The 17093-nt window shown below is 63.5% G+C and carries 15 protein-coding genes; 11 read left to right on the plus strand and 4 right to left on the minus strand.

Annotated features, from left to right (window positions below):
• Positions 1-21 precede the first annotated feature (21 nt).
• A complete protein-coding gene (locus tag F6X62_RS04730; RefSeq protein ID WP_153772871.1) occupies positions 22-1578 on the minus strand; it encodes a beta (1-6) glucans synthase in 1557 nt (518 codons plus the stop codon).
• 209 nt (positions 1579-1787) lie between these two features.
• Here F6X62_RS04730 and F6X62_RS04735 point away from each other — a divergent pair, with 209 nt between their 5' ends.
• From F6X62_RS04735 to F6X62_RS04775, 9 genes are all read left to right on the plus strand, one after another.
• A complete protein-coding gene (locus F6X62_RS04735) occupies positions 1788-2648 on the plus strand; it encodes a glycine betaine ABC transporter substrate-binding protein (protein ID WP_112898939.1) in 861 nt (286 codons plus the stop codon).
• A gap of 188 nt (positions 2649-2836) precedes the next feature.
• Positions 2837-3148: a DUF485 domain-containing protein gene (locus F6X62_RS04740; RefSeq protein WP_063545796.1), complete on the plus strand. Its 312-nt coding sequence runs from the start codon at positions 2837-2839 to the stop codon at positions 3146-3148.
• Positions 3145-4809 carry a cation acetate symporter gene (locus F6X62_RS04745; RefSeq protein WP_054893849.1) on the plus strand — a complete coding sequence of 555 codons (1665 nt, stop codon included), beginning with the start codon at positions 3145-3147 and terminating at the stop codon, positions 4807-4809. The genes F6X62_RS04740 and F6X62_RS04745 overlap by 4 nt, the downstream gene beginning before the upstream one ends.
• 193 nt (positions 4810-5002) lie before the next feature.
• On the plus strand, positions 5003-5482 hold the full coding sequence (locus tag F6X62_RS04750) for a CS1 type fimbrial major subunit (RefSeq protein ID WP_153772840.1): 480 nt from the start codon (positions 5003-5005) through the stop codon (positions 5480-5482).
• A 156-nt stretch (positions 5483-5638) separates the two neighbouring features.
• Positions 5639-8071, plus strand: coding sequence for a TcfC E-set like domain-containing protein (locus tag F6X62_RS04755; protein WP_256673910.1), 2433 nt, complete (start codon positions 5639-5641; stop codon positions 8069-8071).
• A gap of 128 nt (positions 8072-8199) precedes the next feature.
• Positions 8200-8931 (plus strand): molecular chaperone, encoded by a 732-nt coding sequence (locus F6X62_RS04760; RefSeq protein WP_153772842.1) that lies wholly within the window; start codon positions 8200-8202, stop codon positions 8929-8931.
• The gene (locus tag F6X62_RS25160; RefSeq protein ID WP_178117522.1) at positions 8928-10133 is read left to right on the plus strand and encodes a hypothetical protein; all 1206 of its coding nucleotides are present in this window, start codon (positions 8928-8930) and stop codon (positions 10131-10133) included. The genes F6X62_RS04760 and F6X62_RS25160 overlap by 4 nt, the downstream gene beginning before the upstream one ends.
• Positions 10134-10162: 29 nt before the next feature.
• Complete coding sequence (locus F6X62_RS04770) at positions 10163-10789, plus strand: response regulator transcription factor (RefSeq protein WP_153772843.1); 627 nt, start codon at positions 10163-10165, stop codon at positions 10787-10789.
• Positions 10790-10798: 9 nt separating this feature from the next.
• Positions 10799-14026 carry a transporter substrate-binding domain-containing protein gene (locus tag F6X62_RS04775; RefSeq protein ID WP_153772844.1) on the plus strand — a complete coding sequence of 1076 codons (3228 nt, stop codon included), beginning with the start codon at positions 10799-10801 and terminating at the stop codon, positions 14024-14026.
• On the opposite strand, the gene F6X62_RS04780 is transcribed toward F6X62_RS04775, so the two are convergent.
• The gene (locus F6X62_RS04780; protein ID WP_065862157.1) at positions 14006-14158 is read right to left on the minus strand and encodes a DUF3309 family protein; all 153 of its coding nucleotides are present in this window, start codon (positions 14156-14158) and stop codon (positions 14006-14008) included. The genes F6X62_RS04775 and F6X62_RS04780 overlap by 21 nt on opposite strands.
• 233 nt (positions 14159-14391) lie before the next feature.
• Between F6X62_RS04780 and F6X62_RS04785 the strand changes: the two genes are divergently transcribed.
• Positions 14392-15204: an SDR family oxidoreductase gene (locus F6X62_RS04785; protein ID WP_063545791.1), complete on the plus strand. Its 813-nt coding sequence runs from the start codon at positions 14392-14394 to the stop codon at positions 15202-15204.
• Positions 15205-15336: 132 nt separating this feature from the next.
• A complete protein-coding gene (gene csrA, locus F6X62_RS04790) occupies positions 15337-15525 on the plus strand; it encodes a carbon storage regulator CsrA (RefSeq protein WP_063545790.1) in 189 nt (62 codons plus the stop codon).
• On the opposite strand, the gene F6X62_RS04795 is transcribed toward csrA, so the two are convergent.
• Both F6X62_RS04795 and F6X62_RS04800 read right to left on the minus strand, forming a co-directional pair.
• The gene (locus F6X62_RS04795; RefSeq protein ID WP_054893888.1) at positions 15522-15749 is read right to left on the minus strand and encodes a YheU family protein; all 228 of its coding nucleotides are present in this window, start codon (positions 15747-15749) and stop codon (positions 15522-15524) included. The two genes, csrA and F6X62_RS04795, sit on opposite strands and share 4 nt — an antisense overlap.
• 112 nt (positions 15750-15861) lie before the next feature.
• Positions 15862-17046, minus strand: coding sequence for an osmoprotectant NAGGN system M42 family peptidase (locus F6X62_RS04800; protein WP_054893858.1), 1185 nt, complete (start codon positions 17044-17046; stop codon positions 15862-15864).
• Between the last annotated feature and the right edge of the window lie 47 nt (positions 17047-17093).

Consider the following 17093-nt stretch of genomic DNA (forward strand, 5'->3'; position numbering starts at 1 on the left):
CGCGAAAAGAACACCGCCGTTTCAAGCCCTGCGCAAACTGCGCCAAAGGGCAGCCACCATCAGCACACTGACCGCCGCCCAGCTCCAGGCCTGATGATTGTGCAGCCCTTCCTGATACAGCTGCGGCGCAATTCCTGCGCCGATGATGAATGCCAGCAGCGCCACTTCGGCCCTGCGCGCGGCCACCGGTCGCAACAGGTACACCAGCGCCGGCAGCAGCAGCGCTGCGCTGGGGAAGCTGCGATAGCGCGGATCGAAGACCATTGCCAGCATGCTCACCGCCGCTGCGAATCCCGCTGCCAGCAGCCACCATCCCGCTCGCGCCTGCAGCCAGGCGAACAACCGCTCACGCCAGCCTTCGCGTCGGGCCAGGGCCAGCGCGGCATGGGCCAGTACCAGCAAGTTCAGGCCCGCCAGCGCTGCCGCCCACAGCCACTCAGCGACAAAGCGCGCGTTGGTGCGCATCAGCTCGCCCCACAGCCCCAGGCTGCCCGCGCCGACTGCCGCCAGCAGCGGTAACAGCAACGCCGCGCGGGCGTGCGCCGGGCGCCCGGCCAGGCCCAGGGTTGCCAACACCAGCAACGCGCTGGCCAGCCACCACTGTGGCCACAGTGGCAGGTTGCTGACTGGCCCTTCGAGTACGCCTTTGTCCTGCCGATCAGCGTCGTACAGCCCCCAATAGCCACCCACGGCGCCTTCGCTGGCGCGTTTCCAGGGCTGGTCGAAAGCTTCGATCAGGTTGTAGTGCCAGCCGTTGGCCTCGGCCATCGCGACGAAGCCCCGAATGAAGCGTGCCTCGTTGACCCGGCTTGGCTCTGCGGTCTCGCGCTGGCGGCCTTCGCTGGGCCAGCCGGTTTCGCCGATCATGACGTCCTTGGGGGCGAAGCGGTTGCCGAACACCTGACGTACCTCGGCGACATGCGCCAGGGCGTCCTCGATGCCGCGTGGATCGTCCTCCCAGTAGGGCAGCAGGTGGATGGTCAGGAAGTCCACCGCTGGCGCCACTTCCGGGTGCTGGAGCCAGAACTCCCAGACGTCGGCGTAGGTCACCGGGACCTGCACCTGGGCTTTCACCCGAGTGATCAGTTCGGCCAGGCGTTGGCCGGTGACCTCCTTGCGCAGCAGCGCCTCGTTGCCGACGATCACTGCGCTGACCACGTCCGGGTTGGCGTTGGCCGCCTCGATCAGCAGCGCCACCTCCTTGTCGGTGTCTACCGGGTTGGCATTGACCCAGGCACCGAGCATCACCTTCAGTCCGTGCTTGCGCGCCAGCGCCGGAATCGCCTCAAGCCCCGTCATCGAATAGGTGCGGATGCACTGGAAGCGTTCGGCCAGCAACGCCAGATCGGCGTCCATGCGCGCAGGGCGCAGGCGAAATGGCTGGTCGAAGGGCGACTGGTCCTTGTCGAAGGGGGTGTAGGAGGCGCACTGCAATTTGTGCGACGGGCTCGCCGCATCGGGCAGGTGCACCGGCTTGCCCAGGCCATACCAGAATGCACCGAGACTGAGCAGGGCGAACAGGCAGGTGATCAGGTAGAGGAGGGTGGTGCGGGGCGTGCTGGGCATCGAGCGGTCCATCGTCTGGCGCGGGTCATCGGTTGAGAGTCGCTGATAGTAGCCCGGCGCCAACAGTTTGGCATGCAAGGATCGCGCAGAACTCCGCGCGTGGATGACGCTAATGGCGAAGTGCTGTCGCTTATCGTTGGGTAAAGGTCGCTGACGGAGCAGGTCGCGCTGTGTTGCAGGTTGATGATGCAATCTCCAAGACCTGACGAGGGGATGCTTTGATGGCGACTACTACAAGAATGCGACGTTTCCTGGGCGTGACCGGCGCCCTGGTGTTGGCCATGGGTGCTGCACAGGCCATGGCCAAGGAAGTAAGCATCGGTTACGTGGACGGGTGGGCCGACAGCGTCGCCACCACCAACGTGGCTGCCGAAGTGATCAAGCAGAAACTCGGCTACGACGTGAAGCTGCAAGCGGTGGCCACCGGCATCATGTGGCAGGGTGTCGCCACCGGCAAGCTCGATGCCATGCTCTCGGCCTGGCTGCCGGTGACCCATGGCGAATACTGGACCAAGAACAAGGATAACGTGGTCGACTTCGGCCCCAACTTCAAGGATGCCAAGATCGGCCTGATCGTGCCGGAGTACGTCAAGGCCAACAGCATCGCCGACCTCAAGACCGACACCAGCTTCAAGCAGAAGATCGTCGGCATCGATGCAGGCTCCGGAGTCATGCTCAAGACCGAGCAGGCGATCAAGGACTACGACCTCACCGGCTACAAGCTGACGGCAAGCTCCGGCGCGGCGATGACGGCGGAACTTGGGCGTTCGTATGCCAAGCAGCAGTCGATCGCGGTCACCGGCTGGGTGCCGCACTGGATGTTCGCCAAATGGAAACTCAAGTTCCTCGAAGATCCCAAGGGCGTTTATGGTGCGGCGGAAACCGTCAACAGCATCGGTAGCAAGGAACTGGCGACCAAGGCGCCGGAAGTGGCCGAGTTCCTCAAGAAGTTCCAGTGGCAGTCCAAGGACGAGATCGGCGAAGTGATGCTGGCGATCCAGGAAGGGGCCAAGCCTGAAGCGGCGGCCAAGGACTGGGTGGCCAAGCATCCTGAGCGGGTCAAGGAGTGGACGGGTAAATAACCGATAGGGCCAGTGGGTACTTTTCGCGGTTAAACCCGCTCCTACAAAGTGCGCATTGGCCCTGACTTTGTTACCCGAATGGTAAAAGACTGTTGCATCTAAGACTAAGGTCGTCTGGTTGGCGTCCACCGGCAGCATAAAGTTAAGGCGGGTTCTCCCCTTACTGTGTTGCTGCTAGGACAAAAACAATGAACGACAGCATCTACCGATCGATACAAGAAAGTCCGCGCTTCAAGGAGCTGGTCACCAAACGCGAACGTTTCGCCTGGCTCCTGTCGGCGATCATGCTTGGCCTCTACTGCGCTTTCATCCTGCTCATCGCCTATGGCCCGCAGATTCTCGGCGCCAAACTCAGCCCCGGCTCTTCCATCACCTGGGGCATTCCTCTGGGCGTCGGCCTGATCCTCTCGGCATTCGTCCTCACCGCCATCTATGTGCGGCGTGCCAACGGCGAGTTCGATGAGCTGAACAAGGCGATCCTGAAGGAGGCGCAGCAATGATTCGTCACGCCAAAACCTTGGCCGTACTGGCCTGCGGTGCCTTCGCACCCGCCGTGTGGGCTGCCGATGCAATCAGCGGCGCGGTGCAGAAACAGCCGTTGAACATGTCGGCGATCATCATGTTCCTGGCCTTCGTCTGCTTCACCCTGGGGATTACCTACTGGGCCTCGAAACGCAACAAGTCGGCTTCGGACTACTACGCCGCAGGCGGGCGCATCACCGGCTTCCAGAACGGTCTGGCGATCGCCGGTGACTACATGTCGGCTGCTTCCTTCCTGGGTATTTCCGCGCTGGTGTTCACCTCCGGCTACGACGGCCTGATCTACTCGATCGGCTTCCTGGTCGGCTGGCCGATCATCCTCTTCCTGATCGCCGAGCGCCTGCGCAACCTGGGCAAGTACACCTTCGCCGACGTTGCTTCCTATCGCCTCGGGCAGAAAGAGATCCGCACCCTGTCGGCCTCGGGCTCGCTGGTGGTGGTGGCCTTCTACCTGATCGCGCAGATGGTCGGCGCGGGCAAGCTGATCGAGCTGCTGTTCGGCCTGGACTACCACGTCGCGGTGATCCTGGTCGGCATCCTGATGTGCCTTTACGTGCTGTTCGGTGGCATGCTGGCCACGACCTGGGTGCAGATCATCAAGGCCGTGCTGCTGCTCTCCGGTGCCAGCTTCATGGCGCTGATGGTGATGAAGCATGTGGGCTTCGACTTCAACACCCTGTTCTCCGAAGCGATCAAGGTGCATGCCAAGGGCGAGGCGATCATGAGCCCGGGCGGCCTGGTCAAGGATCCGATCTCGGCCTTCTCGCTGGGCCTGGCGCTGATGTTCGGCACCGCAGGCCTGCCGCACATCCTGATGCGCTTCTTCACCGTCAGCGATGCCAAGGAAGCGCGCAAGAGCGTGTTGTATGCCACCGGCTTCATCGGTTACTTCTACATCCTGACCTTCATCATCGGCTTCGGCGCGATCCTGCTGGTCAGCACCAACCCGGACTTCAAGGACGCCGCCGGCGCCCTGCTGGGCGGTAACAACATGGCGGCGGTGCACCTGGCCGACGCCGTGGGTGGCAGCATCTTCCTCGGCTTCATCTCGGCGGTGGCCTTCGCCACCATCCTGGCTGTAGTTGCCGGCCTGACCCTGGCAGGCGCTTCGGCGGTGTCCCACGACCTGTACGCCAGCGTCTGGCGCAAGGGCAAGGCCAACGACAAGGACGAGATCCGCGTGTCGAAGATCACCACCGTCGCGCTGGGCGTCCTGGCGATCGGCCTGGGTATCCTGTTCGAGAAGCAGAACATCGCCTTCATGGTTGGCCTGGCCTTCTCCATCGCCGCAAGCTGCAACTTCCCGGTACTGCTGCTCTCGATGTACTGGAAGAAGCTGACCACCCGCGGCGCCATGATCGGCGGCTGGATGGGCCTGATCAGCGCGGTTGGCCTGATGATCCTCGGCCCGACCATCTGGGTGCAGATCCTCGGTCATGAAAAAGCCATCTACCCGTACGAGTACCCGGCACTGTTCTCCATGATCATCGCCTTCGCGGGTATCTGGTTCTTCTCGGTCACCGACAAGTCCAAGGCTGCCGATGACGAGCGTGCACTGTTCTACCCGCAGTTCGTTCGCTCGCAGACCGGCCTGGGCGCCAGTGGTGCGGTTTCCCACTGATCGTTGATGCCGAGTACGACGCCCCGCTTGCCGGGGCGTCGTCGTTTCTGATTGATGGCATTTCTCTATCCCTGGGAAATTTCCCAAGCTCGCTGGGAAGGGTCTGAGTTAATGCGTCGATTACTCCGCGAATAATGAGCCAGGTGACGCAGTCAAGCGTTATTCCGCCTCATCACTTCAAGGAGATTTCCTCATGAAACGTCTGTTCGTGGCCCTGCCCCTCGCACTGTTTACCGCCGCATCGGCATATGCCGTCGACCCTATCGAAAAGCAGGTCCAGGTCACCGCACAGGTGCCTACCGATGCCTTCTTCGTCGAGCCGGTGGGCGGCAACTGGATGAACGACCCGCAAGAACTATCCTGGAACTCGTTCCGCAGCGAACTGCAGCCGATCCGCAAGCAGTTGCAGGTCAAGAGCACCGTTGGCCCGATCACCGCTTACCTGGTGTCGCCGGCGGCGGTCAGCGACGGCGTGAACAGCATCGGCCTGGATGTGTCGGTGGCCGGCACGACACTCAGCACCACCTCCACTGAAGTCATCACCGCGGCGCAGGCAGCGCCGGGTGCGGTGGTCGGTTTCGAGATCGCGGCTCAAGCCGCGCCAGCCGGCGGCTATGTGCCCGGCAGCTACCAGGGGCTGGTGAGCATGATGTTCGAAACCGCCACCCCCTGATTCGCTCACTCCCTGCTTTCCATTGCCCGTTGCTGCCCCTGTCTGATGCTTGTCAGGGCGGGGCGGGCATTGCCTGCCATGATGCCTATGCCAATCTTTCAACCTATCCCCGCCGCGCTCCGCCATTGCCTGCTCGTGGGCGCCTGCATCGCCCTGATGCCCCGGATCGGCCTTGCTGCCTCTGCAACCCTCGGGCGGGTCGAGGGTTTGCCGCGTGAATTCGAGGGGCATTTCTTCGATGTGCCGCTGGCGGTGCGGGTGGACCTGGACGGCCGCTACCTGGGCGATGCCATGGTGGTCCTGGGGCGTGACGAGCAGGTGCAACTGCTCGAGTTCACCGAAACCGACGAGAGCCGCGAGCCCGAAAGCCTGCGCCAGCGCTGGCAGGAGCGTCTGGCTCGACCGCGACCGCTCGGAGATTGTCTTCAGGATTGTCCCGATGGGCTTCAGGCCGTGCACTACAGCCTGGTCAACTCACAGTTATCGTTGCTCACCCTCCAGGCCGAAAGCGCCGGGCAGGTACCTCGTTTTCACCAGCCGCCAGAGCAAGGAAGCACGGGCCTGTTGCTGCGCAACCAGCTCAACCTGGTCGGAGATGGGCGCGGCGGTACTGGGCGCTTTGCACTGCAGGGCCAGGGCAGCATCGGTCACTGGACCGCCCTGGCCGATGGCCAACTCGACCGTGGCAGCGAGGCCGACGCCTCGACCCGTTATCACGTCGAGCAGCTGTATGCCGAACGCCTGGTCGAAGATCACTTCTATCGGCTCGGCTACTTCACCCCCAGTGCCCAGGGCCTGACGCGCCAGCCACGGCTGAACGGGGCCAGCCCCGACACTACACTGGGGCTGATGTTCGGCAGCAGCGACGGGTTGGCCTTGGATACCGGCATGCCCAGCACCACCCCGATCTATGTCACCCCCGACCGACCGGCGATCGTCGAGATCTACCGCAACGGTGTGCTGATCAACAGCCAGCCTGTGCAGCCTGGCTTGCAGACCCTGGACACCCGGGTGCTGCCCGGTGGCATCTACGAAGTCGAGGTGCGTCTGGTCGAGGATGGCCAGGTCACCTCGCGCGACCAGGCATTCATCTACAAACCCAGCAACTGGAGCAGCCGCGGCGGGCGTTGGCGCTACAACGTCTACCTGGGGCGCCAGAGCAGTGTGCTGAGCAACTGGTCACGTGAGCATGACGACAGTCCCAGTGGCGGCATCCTTGCCAACTACCTCCTGCATCCACGCGCAGTGGTGGGGGTTTCCGTGCAGCAGATCGATGAGCAGCAGCAGTTCGGCACTTCGCTGGACTGGGATGTGCACGAGCGCTTCAAGCTGTATGGCAACCTCTATCAGGCCCGGGGCTATGGCAACGGCTACGACCTGCAGGCCGTGGGCAATTTCGAGACCACCTCCCTGGTGGCCAGCCACAGCCGCTCCTGGCTCACCCCCCAGACGACCACCCGGCGCCCTCATGCGGCGCTGGCGACCCGGCAGACCTCGGTGTCGCTGAGTCAGCGCCTGGACCCGCGGCACACTGCCAACCTGCGGGTGTCGCACAGCAGCGGTGCCAGCGAGGGGTTGGGGCTGGATTTGGGGTGGTCGTATTACGGACGGCTGTTCGGCTCCGATGCCAACTGGCGGCTGTCGGTGTTCGACCGCCCCGGCACGTTGGCCACGGGGGAGTCACGCAGCCGCGGGGTCAACCTGGCGCTGAGCATGAGCCTGGGAGGCGGCAAGGGACGGCGGTTGTCGGCGACTGTCGGTACCCGCACTTCTCGTGATGGCGGGCGCGACATCAACACCTCGCTGACCTATCAGCAAGACCTCGAGCTCGGGCCGCTGCGCAGTGTCGGTGCAACGATGAGTGCCGACCGCTATGGCGTGGGGCTGGGCGGCGATACCCAGTTCGAAAACGAGGTGATGCATGGCGATGCCTACGTTCAGCAATCTTCCTACAACGGCGAGTTCGGCGGTGGCGTGAACCTGGAGAGCCTGCTTGCGCTTGGGGGCGGCAAGGTTGCAATGAGCGGCCAGTACCTGCCGCATCAGGCGGGTCTGATTGTCGACGTCGACAGTGACTTGCCCGACCTGAAACTGCACGCCGAAGACCCCAATGGCAGCACCGCCGTCCTGCGCCCCGGGCGCAACGTGATCCCGGTCGCGGCCTACAAGCCCGGCAGCGTGCAGTTCGACTTCGAAGGTATCGACCCCACTGCGGCGTTGATCCAGCCCGCCAGCCTGGATTACCACCTGAACCGAGGCGGCATCGCCTATCGCCAGTTGCGGGTGATGCGCACGGTCACGGTGCTGGGACGCTTGTTCGACGACAAGGGCCAGCCCTTGCGGGGCGCGCAGGTAATCAATCACGCCAGCCGCAGCGTCACTGAAGTCGACGGTTTCTTCGCCGTTGAAATGAGCGAGGCGACTCCGACTCTCGAGGTCCGTCTCAAGGGGGCAGCGGTCTGCTTGCTGGCGCTTGACCCTTCGCGACTGGTGCGCGAGGGCGATGTGCTGTTGGCCGGTGACCAGCAGTGCAGGCCCGGTGAACTGGCGGGCAAAGGGGACCCTGCCACGGATGCACGCAGTGGTTGAGAAGTGCACAGCGCCTGCTTTTTGTAGGAGTTTTCTCATCGCGTTTTGGGAAGTATCGCTCGCATCGGTGCATGGCCACGCGCCCGACGCCCCCCTAATATCACATTGATTGCATGGAGATTTATCGCATGGATATCCGCGGCCTGATGGCCCTGCTGCTGACGATGCCGCTGTCATTACACGCGGCTCCGGAACTGAACATCGGTGGGCTTTACGACTACCTTGAAGGTGACCGAAGCACCTTGCTCAAACGGGTACGCAATGGTGGCGACACCACGGCCTTCGTCAGGATCAGCGTGGTGGAGCTGGTGTATGACGCAGACGGCAGTGCTCGTGAGGTCGCGACTGATGGCCTGGCGCTGGAACAGCGAGGGCTGATCGCCAGTCCTGCCCGGCTGATCGTGCCTGCTGGTGGCATGCAGGCTGTGCGCCTTCTGTACCGAGGGCCACGAGATCAGGAGCGCTATTTCCGCCTGCGCTTCGTACCGATGCTGCCTGAGCGCGGCGATGGCTTTGCCGTCGATGAAAAAGAGGCACGCAGCTACCGTGAGCACTTGCAGGCTGGCGTCAACCTGCTGGCCGGTTACGGTTCGTTGCTGTTCGTGCGCCCGCAGCAGGCGCGTTTCGATACCCGGATTCGCCGTCAGGCTGGTCAGTTGGAAGTGACCAACGCTGGCAACGCCAGTGTAGTCCTGGACCGTTTCCGTCAGTGCCACGTGGCGGCGCAGACCTGTGATGCGGCCACCAAGCATCACTTGTTGCCGGGGCGTAGCCGACAATTCAGTGGTCATGTGGAAAAGGAACATCGCTTCGACCTGCATGAAGGTGCCGAACGCCGCGATGTCGTGGTGGAAGGATGAGCCGCCTCGCAGGACGCGGTCGCCTTGCGCATATCGGTCGCGCCTGGCTATGGCTCATGCTGCTGGTCGCACCGGTTGCCCCTGCCCTGGAGGTGACCTTGACTGCGAAATACAATGGCGGCGGATCGGGACGGTTCGAGAATACTACGCCGCCTGGCGGGCTTTGTCAGAGCTGGGGTTCGAGCTGCCGTGAGCAGATGACCGTGACCCTGCCTATCACCTATACCAAGACGACGATCCGTGCAGCTTCGGATGTGCGCGATACCTTCTTCGTCAAGGTTCCCGCTCGACGCGAGATCGAGGTGCGCTCTGATGACGGGCTCGATTCGCGGCGTATGGTGTTCGAGTGGACGGCGCTCAGCCAACGCGTGCTCGGCGCGAATATCAATCGACATACGCTTTACCAGGCAAGGGTGGAGGGCGGTTGCAGCAGTATCGGCAATGTCTCGCAATTCCGTCCCGCCCTTATCTCCTTCCTCTGGAGCATCGGCAATCCGACCTCCCCGGGAGCCTGCACTGCAGATGGTGGTTACGCTGCAGCGGGCTTCAGCCAGAACCTCGACGTGCAGGAAACCAGCGTCGCCTTCCAGCTCGACCTACCGCCGCCTTACCGCCTGCGTTCTGGCATCTATCGAGGTTCCACCACCTACCGCATCGGTCCGGGCATGGACTTTGACTTCGGTAATGGAGTGTCAGCGCTTAGCGGCGACACACTGACCGTCAATTTCGAATTGGATGTGCAGCATGCCTTCCTGTTCGAGTTTCCCCCAGGATCCGAGCGCGCCGTGCTCGAACCACGAGGCGGCTGGCAGGCATGGCTGGGGGGCGGGCGGGTTCCACAGCGGCTTTATCGCGACTTGCCTTTCCGGGTGTGGTCGACCGGCCCGTTCAAGGTCTACAAGCTGTGTCAGCACGACAGTGGTACCGGGTGCGCGATCCGGGATGCCGCCAGCCATCAGGCCGACCTGGAAGTGGCGCTCAGCCTGCCTGGGGGGATCCAGCATGGGGGCGGCGCGGTGCAGCGACTGCCGCTGCCCACCGGGCGCGCCATGGCATTGCAGTTCGAGTCGGTTCAGCCGGTGGCGAATCGCCCCGGGCAGTTGCACTTCGCCATCGAATCCGATCAGGTACGCGGCATGCTGGCCAATGCCGGAAGTACCTACAGTGGCCTGGTTACCGTCGTTTTCGATGCCGAGTTGTAGTCCATGGACATGACGAGCGAGGAACGAGCATGAGCAGGGTACTGGTGGTCGACGACCATCCTTTCATCCGCTCGACCGTGTGCATGCTGTTGCGCCAGGAGCGGCTGGAGGTCGTCGGGCAGGCGGACAATGGTATCGATGCGCTGCGGTTGATGCGCCAGGAACCGGTGGATCTGGTGATCCTGGACATCACCATGCCTGGCCTGGATGGCCTGGAGGTGATCGCCCGGATGCGTAGCCTGGAGCATCCGGCCAAGTCGCTGATCCTTACCTCGCAACTGGCCGAGGCCTATTCGCTGCGTTGCATGCAGGCCGGCGCCGCCGGCTATGTGTCCAAGACCGATGATCTTGGTGAACTGAACAAGGCGGTGCGCGCCGTGCTTTCCGGTTACACCTACTTTCCGCAGGTGGCGTTCAGCTCGGTGCACCGGCAGGATCTCAAGGCCAGCGAGGCGCAGTGCATCGCCAGCCTCACCGACCGTGAATTGATGGTTCTCCAGCAGTTGGCGAGGGGCTTGAGCAACAAGGCAATCGGCGATGCGATGTTGCTGAGCAACAAGACCATCAGCACCTACAAGAGCCGCCTGCTGGAAAAGCTTCGGGTCCGTTCGCTCATCGATCTCGCGGATTTCGCTCGCCGCAATCTTTTGATCTAGAGCTGTCCAGTGCTCGGCCGAGCCCTGTCGATGGCGCTGCTGTTGTGCCTGATCGCCCCGTCGCAAGCAACTGCCACCCAGTTGCATTCGGGGGTTGCCCTGAAGGGGCCGGCCATCGAACCGACGCAAGCCGCCCTGCGCTGGTTGTGGGAGCGAAGCCGGTTGCGCCTGGGTATCGTCGAACGACACGATCCCCCTTTCGACCTGCTGGGCACCGGCCAGACCTATGAGGGTATCACTGCCGACTACGCCAGCCTGGTGGCGGCACGGTTGCGCATGCAGGTCGAGGTGCAGGTCTTTGCCACGCAGAACGAGGCCTTTGCAGCCTTGCGTGATGCACGCATCGACCTGGTCGGTTCGGTGACCGCTCGCCAGGCTCAGGATGCCGGCTTGCGCTTGTCGCATCCCTATGCCGAGGACCGGCCCATGCTGATGGCGGCCCGACCGGTCGGCGCACCTGGACCAGGGCATGAGCCCGGTATGCGCTTGGCCATGGTCGAAGGCTATCGCTCACTGGAACAGGTTCTGGCAGGTTACCCGCTGGCGCAGGTCCAGTGGCATGCCTCGCCGTTCAGTGCCATGGCCGCGCTGGTACTGGGTCAGGCCGATGTGTATATCGGGGATGAGCACAAAGGACGCTACCTGCTGGGGCGCAGTCAGCTGTTCGGGGTCGAGGCGGTCGGTCGTGCCGACCTGGATTCACAGGCGATCGGCTTCGCCATGCTCGACTCGACCGGGCCGCTGGCGACCTTGGTCGATGAAGCCCTCGCCAGCCTTGGCGAGCCCCAGCATGAGCAGATCCGCCGACGCTGGAGCCCGTTGGCGATGGCGGCCTACGATCCTGCTGCCTTGCAGTTGAGCACCTCCGAGCAGCGCTGGATCAGTGACAATCCTGTGGTCAAGGTGGTGCTGGACGAACAGTTGCTACCTCTGAGCTATCGCGATGCCAAGGCGGGGCTGCAGGGGCTGAGCCTGGACATCCTGCAATTGATCAGCCAGCGCACCGGGTTGCGTTTCGAGGTGCAAGCCTCAGGCACTATCGAGCAGATGATCGAGTGGGTGCGTCAGGGGCGTGCGCAGGTGATTGCCGGTTTGCCCTACAGCCCGCAGCGGGCCCGCGAGCTGAGTTTCAGTCGGGCTTACCTGAGCGCAGCACGGGTGCTGGTCACGCGTGAAGACGCCTCCGGCCCTGCGAGCCTGGTCGGGCTGGAGGGGCACCGATTGGGTGTGATCCTGGGCAGTGCCGTGCCGGACCTCCTGGCCCAGCGCTACCCGCGTATCCGCTTGCAGGCCTATGGCGGGGCTCTCGAGGCACTGCACGCGGTGGCACGCGGTCAGGTGAGCGCGGCGGTGCTGACCTACGACGATGCGCGGCCGATGATCGCCCGTTGGTATCCGGGGCGCGTGAAGATCGCGGCCAGCGTATCCTTGCCGCCTGCTCACTTTGCGCTGGCCACGGCGCGCGGCGAGCAGACGTTGCAGGGCATCCTGAACAAGGCCCTGCTCAGCCTTGCCCCACAGGAAACCGATGCCCTGGTGCGCCGCTGGCGCAATCCACTGATCGTGGGGGATGGGGTCTGGTCACGCTATCGTGGCAAGATCCTGGGTGGCTTCGCGGCGGCCTTGGGCCTGCTGTTGCTGGCGCTGGTGTGGATTCGTTACCTGCGCCGTCTGCAGCGAGAGGCGGCACGGGCGCGCCGCGAGGCGGAGGCGGCGAACCAGGCCAAGACTGGCTTTCTCACCACCATGAGCCATGAAATCCGCACTCCGCTACACGCGCTGCTGGGCATGCTCGAACTGGCCCAGCGCAAGGCGGGCCAGGGTGTTCTCGACCGCATGGCCATCGAAGTGGCCACCGATGCCGCGCGCGGCCTGCTCGAGTTGATCGGTGACATTCTCGATGTCAGCCGGATCGAAGCCGGGCGTTTGCAACTGGCGCCGCAGCGTGTCGTGCTGGGCGAGCAGGTGGCCAGCGTGGTTCAGTTGTTCGAAGCGCAGGCGCGGGCCAAGGGCCTGGTGTTGGAACTGAACATGCGCGGTGCACAGGCGTGCGAGGTCATGCTCGATCCTCTGCGCTTCAAGCAGATCCTCGCCAACGTTCTGAGCAATGCGATCAAGTTCACCGGCGAGGGTCATGTCCGGGTTGATTTGCAGGCGCGTGCGCAGGGGGCCAGGCTGGCGGTCGAGCTGGCCGTGGAGGACACCGGAATCGGCATTGCCGCCGATGAGCTGGCCGCCCTTGGCCAACTGTTTCGCCAGGCCAGCAACCATCGACAATCGCCACGTCACAGCGCCGGGCTGGGTTTGGCCATCAGCCGCAGCCTGTGCCAGATGATGGGAGGGCACCTGATGCTGGACAGTGTGCTGGGGCAGGGAACACGGGTGTGCATTCACCTTGAGCTGCCTTTGCTGATCGCGCAGGAAGCCCGTGAGGAGCCCTCCGTGCCCACGCCCATGGCGCACTTCGCCAGGTTGCGGGTGCTGGTTGTCGATGACTACCCTGCCAACCGCCTGTTGCTGGCCCAACAGCTCGATTACCTCGGCCATCAGGCCCGCGTCGCCGAAGACGGCACGCAGGCCCTGCGCTTGTGGCTCAAGGAGCATTTCGATGTAGTGATCAGCGATTGCAACATGCCTCGGCTCGGTGGGCACGCACTGGCGCGGGCAATCCGCGAACATGAGCGGCGCAGCGAGCGTCCGCGCTGTCGGGTGATCGGGCTCACGGCCAGCGCCCTGGTCGATGAGCGAAACCGCTGCCGGGCTGCGGGCATGGACAGTTGCCTGTTCAAGCCGCTGGGGCTGCAAGACCTGGAGCGGGTACTGACGGCGTGTCGTCCACCCTCAGAGGCGAGCGCATGCGGCCAATCGATTCTGGACATGGGCCATCTGATGCACCTGGTGGGCAAGGACCAAGCTGCGCTCAGTGCCTTGCTGTCCGATCTACGCAGCAGCAACCGTAGTGATCTCAAATGCTTGCAGACGTTCAGGCACCAGCCGCAGGCACTTGCGCAACTGGCCCATCGGGTCAAGGGCGCTGCGCGCATCGTGCGCGCCAGTACTCTGGTGGAATTGTGCGAACGTCTCGAACGAACCTGCGCCCAGCCGTCACCCGCACCGGAGCAATTGAGTGCGGACGTGCGCGCGTTGCACGCGGCGATGCAGCAGCTGGATCGCCAGCTCAATCGCCATGCCGCCACTGGCGGCATGGCGGTGGCGTCATATCATCCCGAGCAATAACAGCACCAGCAGCACCACCAGTACGGCACCGACGATGCCGGACGGGCCATAACCCCAGCTGCGCGAATGGGGGAAGACCGGTAAGCCACCGATCAGCAGCAGGATCAGAATGATGATGAGGATCGTGGTCATGGGCGAAATCCTTGCGTGGTTGGGGTCAAGGGCCTGGAACTGCTGGCCTCTTGTAAATTCGGACTGTTGCCGGACCTGAAAGATTCCATTTGTGTGTCTGCCCCTTGCAGGTCGACTCGTTCGGCACTGACTGAACGGTCATGGGCTTGCATTCACTATCCTGATGAATCCTGCCTGGCTGTCCGACGTTGATTAGACTCGGTTGCAATTCAGTCGGCACAAGGCCCGTCACCATGCAAAACCGCATCATGATCACAGGCGCAGGATCCGGCCTGGGCCGCGAGATCGCCCTGCGCTGGGCTCGGGAGGGTTGGCGCCTGGCGCTGGCAGATGTCAACGATGCTGGCCTGCGCGAAACCCTGGAGCAGGTACGTGCCGCAGGCGGCGATGGTTTCGTGCAGCGTTGCGACGTGCGTGACTACAGCCAGCTCACCGCCTTGGCCCAAGCCTGCGAGGAGCAATTCGGCGGTATCGATGTGATCGTCAACAACGCGGGGGTCGCCTCGGGCGGGTTCTTCGCCGAGCTGTCGCTTGAAGACTGGGACTGGCAGATCGCAGTGAACCTGATGGGCGTGGTCAAGGGCTGCAAGGCGTTTTTGCCACTGCTCGAGCGCAGCAAGGGGCGCATCATCAACATCGCTTCGATGGCGGCGCTGATGCAAGGGCCGGGGATGAGCAACTACAACGTCGCCAAGGCCGGTGTGCTGGCGCTGTCGGAAAGCCTGCTGGTGGAGTTGCGCCAGCTCGAGGTGGGGGTGCATGTGGTGTGCCCGTCATTCTTCCAGACCAACCTGCTCGACTCGTTCCGCGGGCCGAATCCGGCGATGAAGGCGCAGGTCGGCAAGCTGCTGGAAGGCTCGCCCATCACTGCCGCACAGATTGCCGACTACATCCACGCTCAGGTCGCGGCGGGCGAATTCCTGATTCTGCCGCACGAGGCCGGGCGCGATGCCTGGCGTCTGAAGTGCCAAGCCCCGCAGGTGCTCTATGACGAGATGGCCAGTATGGCGGTAAAGATGCGGGCCAAGGCGCGGCCAGGGCAGTAGCTGTTCTGCAGGTGCCGTCTGTAGGGCTTTTTACCGATCTGGGTAGGTGCGGTCTATTTCACAGCTGAATGATTGAATAGGCCGAATGCCCATAGCAGGCTCGGATTTTCCCTGGGTCTGGAGGATCGGAGCATGTTGGTAATCGGACGTGATGTCGGCGAGGTCGTCACCATCGGCGAGAACATCCGCATCAAAGTGATGGCCGTCGAAGGGGGGGTGGTGCGCTTCGGGATCAGTGCACCGCGTGAGGTGGTGGTGCACCGCTCGGAGATTTACAAGCGTATCAAGGAGCAGGAGCTGGAGCGCAGCTCCTCGTCTTAATCCAGCAACTCCCGTGGCACATCATGCTTGGCCAGTAACTGGCACTGCTGGCTTTCCAGGTCGAAGAGGATGAATGCCTGGCCTTTGGCCAAGGCCTGGCGCACGCGCAGTACGCGGGTTTCCAGCGGGGTGTCGTCGCCATTGTCGGTGCCGTCGCGGGTGACGAAGTCTTCGATCAGGCGGGTGAGGGTGTCGGCTTCGAGTTGGTCGTAGGGGATCAGCATGATGGCTATCGGGTTGGGCAGGTTGGGCTGCATGCTACTTGAAAGTGGGGCAGGGACGTTAATCGTCGGCGACGTCTGAGCGGGTTCACCCGCGTAGACGCCGCCGCCAGGTTCAGCTCTTGTTGCCCACCAGGCTATCGACCGCTGGCACCCGGGTATCGCTCTCCATTTGCGCATCATGCTCCAGTTGATGACTGAAGCGCTCCAGAGAAGCATTGGCCGGTTGCGAGTCGCTGGCGAACACGGGCGGGCTGAGCAGGTACGCCGACAACAGGCGGCTCAGTGCAGCCAGGCTGTCGATGTGGGTGCGCTCGTAACCGTGAGTGGCGTCGCAACCGAACGCCACCAGCGCAGTGCGGATATCGTGCCCGGCCGTGACCGCCGAGTGGGCGTCGCTGAAGTAGTAGCGGAACAGGTCGCGGCGTACAGGCAACTCTTGGTCGGCCGCCAGCTTGAGCAGATGACGGGACAGGTGGTAGTCGTACGGTCCTGAAGAGTCCTGCATCGCCACGCTTACCGCATGCTCGCTGGACGCCTGTCCCGGCGCCACCGGGGCGATGTCGATGCCGACGAACTCGCTGACATCCCAAGGCAGCGCGCCTGCGGCCCCGGAGCCGGTTTCCTCGGTGATGGTGAACAGCGGATGGCAGTCGATCAGCGGTTGGCGGCCACTTTCCACCACAGCCTTGAGGGCTGCGAGCAATGCCGCCACGCCGGCTTTGTCGTCCAGGTGACGGGCGCTGATATGGCCGCTGTCGGTGAATTCCGGTAGCGGGTCGAAGGCGACGAAGTCGCCGATGCCGATGCCCAGCGCCTCGCAATCGGCGCGGGTAGCGCAGTAGGCGTCCAGGCGCACCTCAACGTGTTCCCAGCTGATCGGCATCTGGTCGATGGCGGTGTTGAACGCGTGCCCGCTGGCCATCAACGGCAGCACGCTGCCGCGAAACACGCCGGTGTCGGTGAACACGCTGACCCGGCTGCCTTCGGCGAAGCGGCTGGACCAGTGACCTACTGCCGACAGTGCCAGGCGGCCGTTGTCCTGCAACTGCCGCACGCTGGCGCCGATGGTGTCCAGGTGTGCCGAGACGGCGCGATCGGGCGAACTCTGACGGCCCTTGAGCGTGGCGCGGATGGTGCCACGGCGGGTCAGCTCGAAGGGGATGCCCAGTTCGTCCAGGCGCTCGGCTACGTAGCGCACGATGGTATCGGTGAAGCCGGTGGGACTGGGGATGGCGAGCATCTCCAGGAGGACGCGCTTGAGGTAGTCCAGGTCGGGTTCGGGGAGTCGTTCGGACATGGGTACTCCTTGGGGTCTTTGCTGGCTTTTTCGCGGGCAAGCCCATT

The sequence above is a fragment of the Pseudomonas sp. MNR3A genome, assembly GCF_009650575.1.
GTDB classification, from domain to species: domain Bacteria; phylum Pseudomonadota; class Gammaproteobacteria; order Pseudomonadales; family Pseudomonadaceae; genus Aquipseudomonas; species Aquipseudomonas machongensis.

What these genes read in the sequence shown, in the direction of transcription:
- F6X62_RS04730 (WP_153772871.1), bottom strand. Translation starts at nt 1,578, where the DNA reads ATGGACCGCTCGATGCCCAGCACGCCCCGCACCACCCTCCTCTACCTG.
- F6X62_RS04735 (WP_112898939.1), top strand. Translation starts at nt 1,788, where the DNA reads ATGGCGACTACTACAAGAATGCGACGTTTCCTGGGCGTGACCGGCGCC.
- F6X62_RS04740 (WP_063545796.1), top strand. Translation starts at nt 2,837, where the DNA reads ATGAACGACAGCATCTACCGATCGATACAAGAAAGTCCGCGCTTCAAG.
- F6X62_RS04745 (WP_054893849.1), top strand. Translation starts at nt 3,145, where the DNA reads ATGATTCGTCACGCCAAAACCTTGGCCGTACTGGCCTGCGGTGCCTTC.
- F6X62_RS04750 (WP_153772840.1), top strand. Translation starts at nt 5,003, where the DNA reads ATGAAACGTCTGTTCGTGGCCCTGCCCCTCGCACTGTTTACCGCCGCA.
- F6X62_RS04755 (WP_256673910.1), top strand. Translation starts at nt 5,639, where the DNA reads ATGCCCCGGATCGGCCTTGCTGCCTCTGCAACCCTCGGGCGGGTCGAG.
- F6X62_RS04760 (WP_153772842.1), top strand. Translation starts at nt 8,200, where the DNA reads ATGGATATCCGCGGCCTGATGGCCCTGCTGCTGACGATGCCGCTGTCA.
- F6X62_RS25160 (WP_178117522.1), top strand. Translation starts at nt 8,928, where the DNA reads ATGAGCCGCCTCGCAGGACGCGGTCGCCTTGCGCATATCGGTCGCGCC.
- F6X62_RS04770 (WP_153772843.1), top strand. Translation starts at nt 10,163, where the DNA reads ATGAGCAGGGTACTGGTGGTCGACGACCATCCTTTCATCCGCTCGACC.
- F6X62_RS04780 (WP_065862157.1), bottom strand. Translation starts at nt 14,158, where the DNA reads ATGACCACGATCCTCATCATCATTCTGATCCTGCTGCTGATCGGTGGC.
- F6X62_RS04785 (WP_063545791.1), top strand. Translation starts at nt 14,392, where the DNA reads ATGCAAAACCGCATCATGATCACAGGCGCAGGATCCGGCCTGGGCCGC.
- csrA (WP_063545790.1), top strand. Translation starts at nt 15,337, where the DNA reads ATGTTGGTAATCGGACGTGATGTCGGCGAGGTCGTCACCATCGGCGAG.
- F6X62_RS04795 (WP_054893888.1), bottom strand. Translation starts at nt 15,749, where the DNA reads ATGCTGATCCCCTACGACCAACTCGAAGCCGACACCCTCACCCGCCTG.
- F6X62_RS04800 (WP_054893858.1), bottom strand. Translation starts at nt 17,046, where the DNA reads ATGTCCGAACGACTCCCCGAACCCGACCTGGACTACCTCAAGCGCGTC.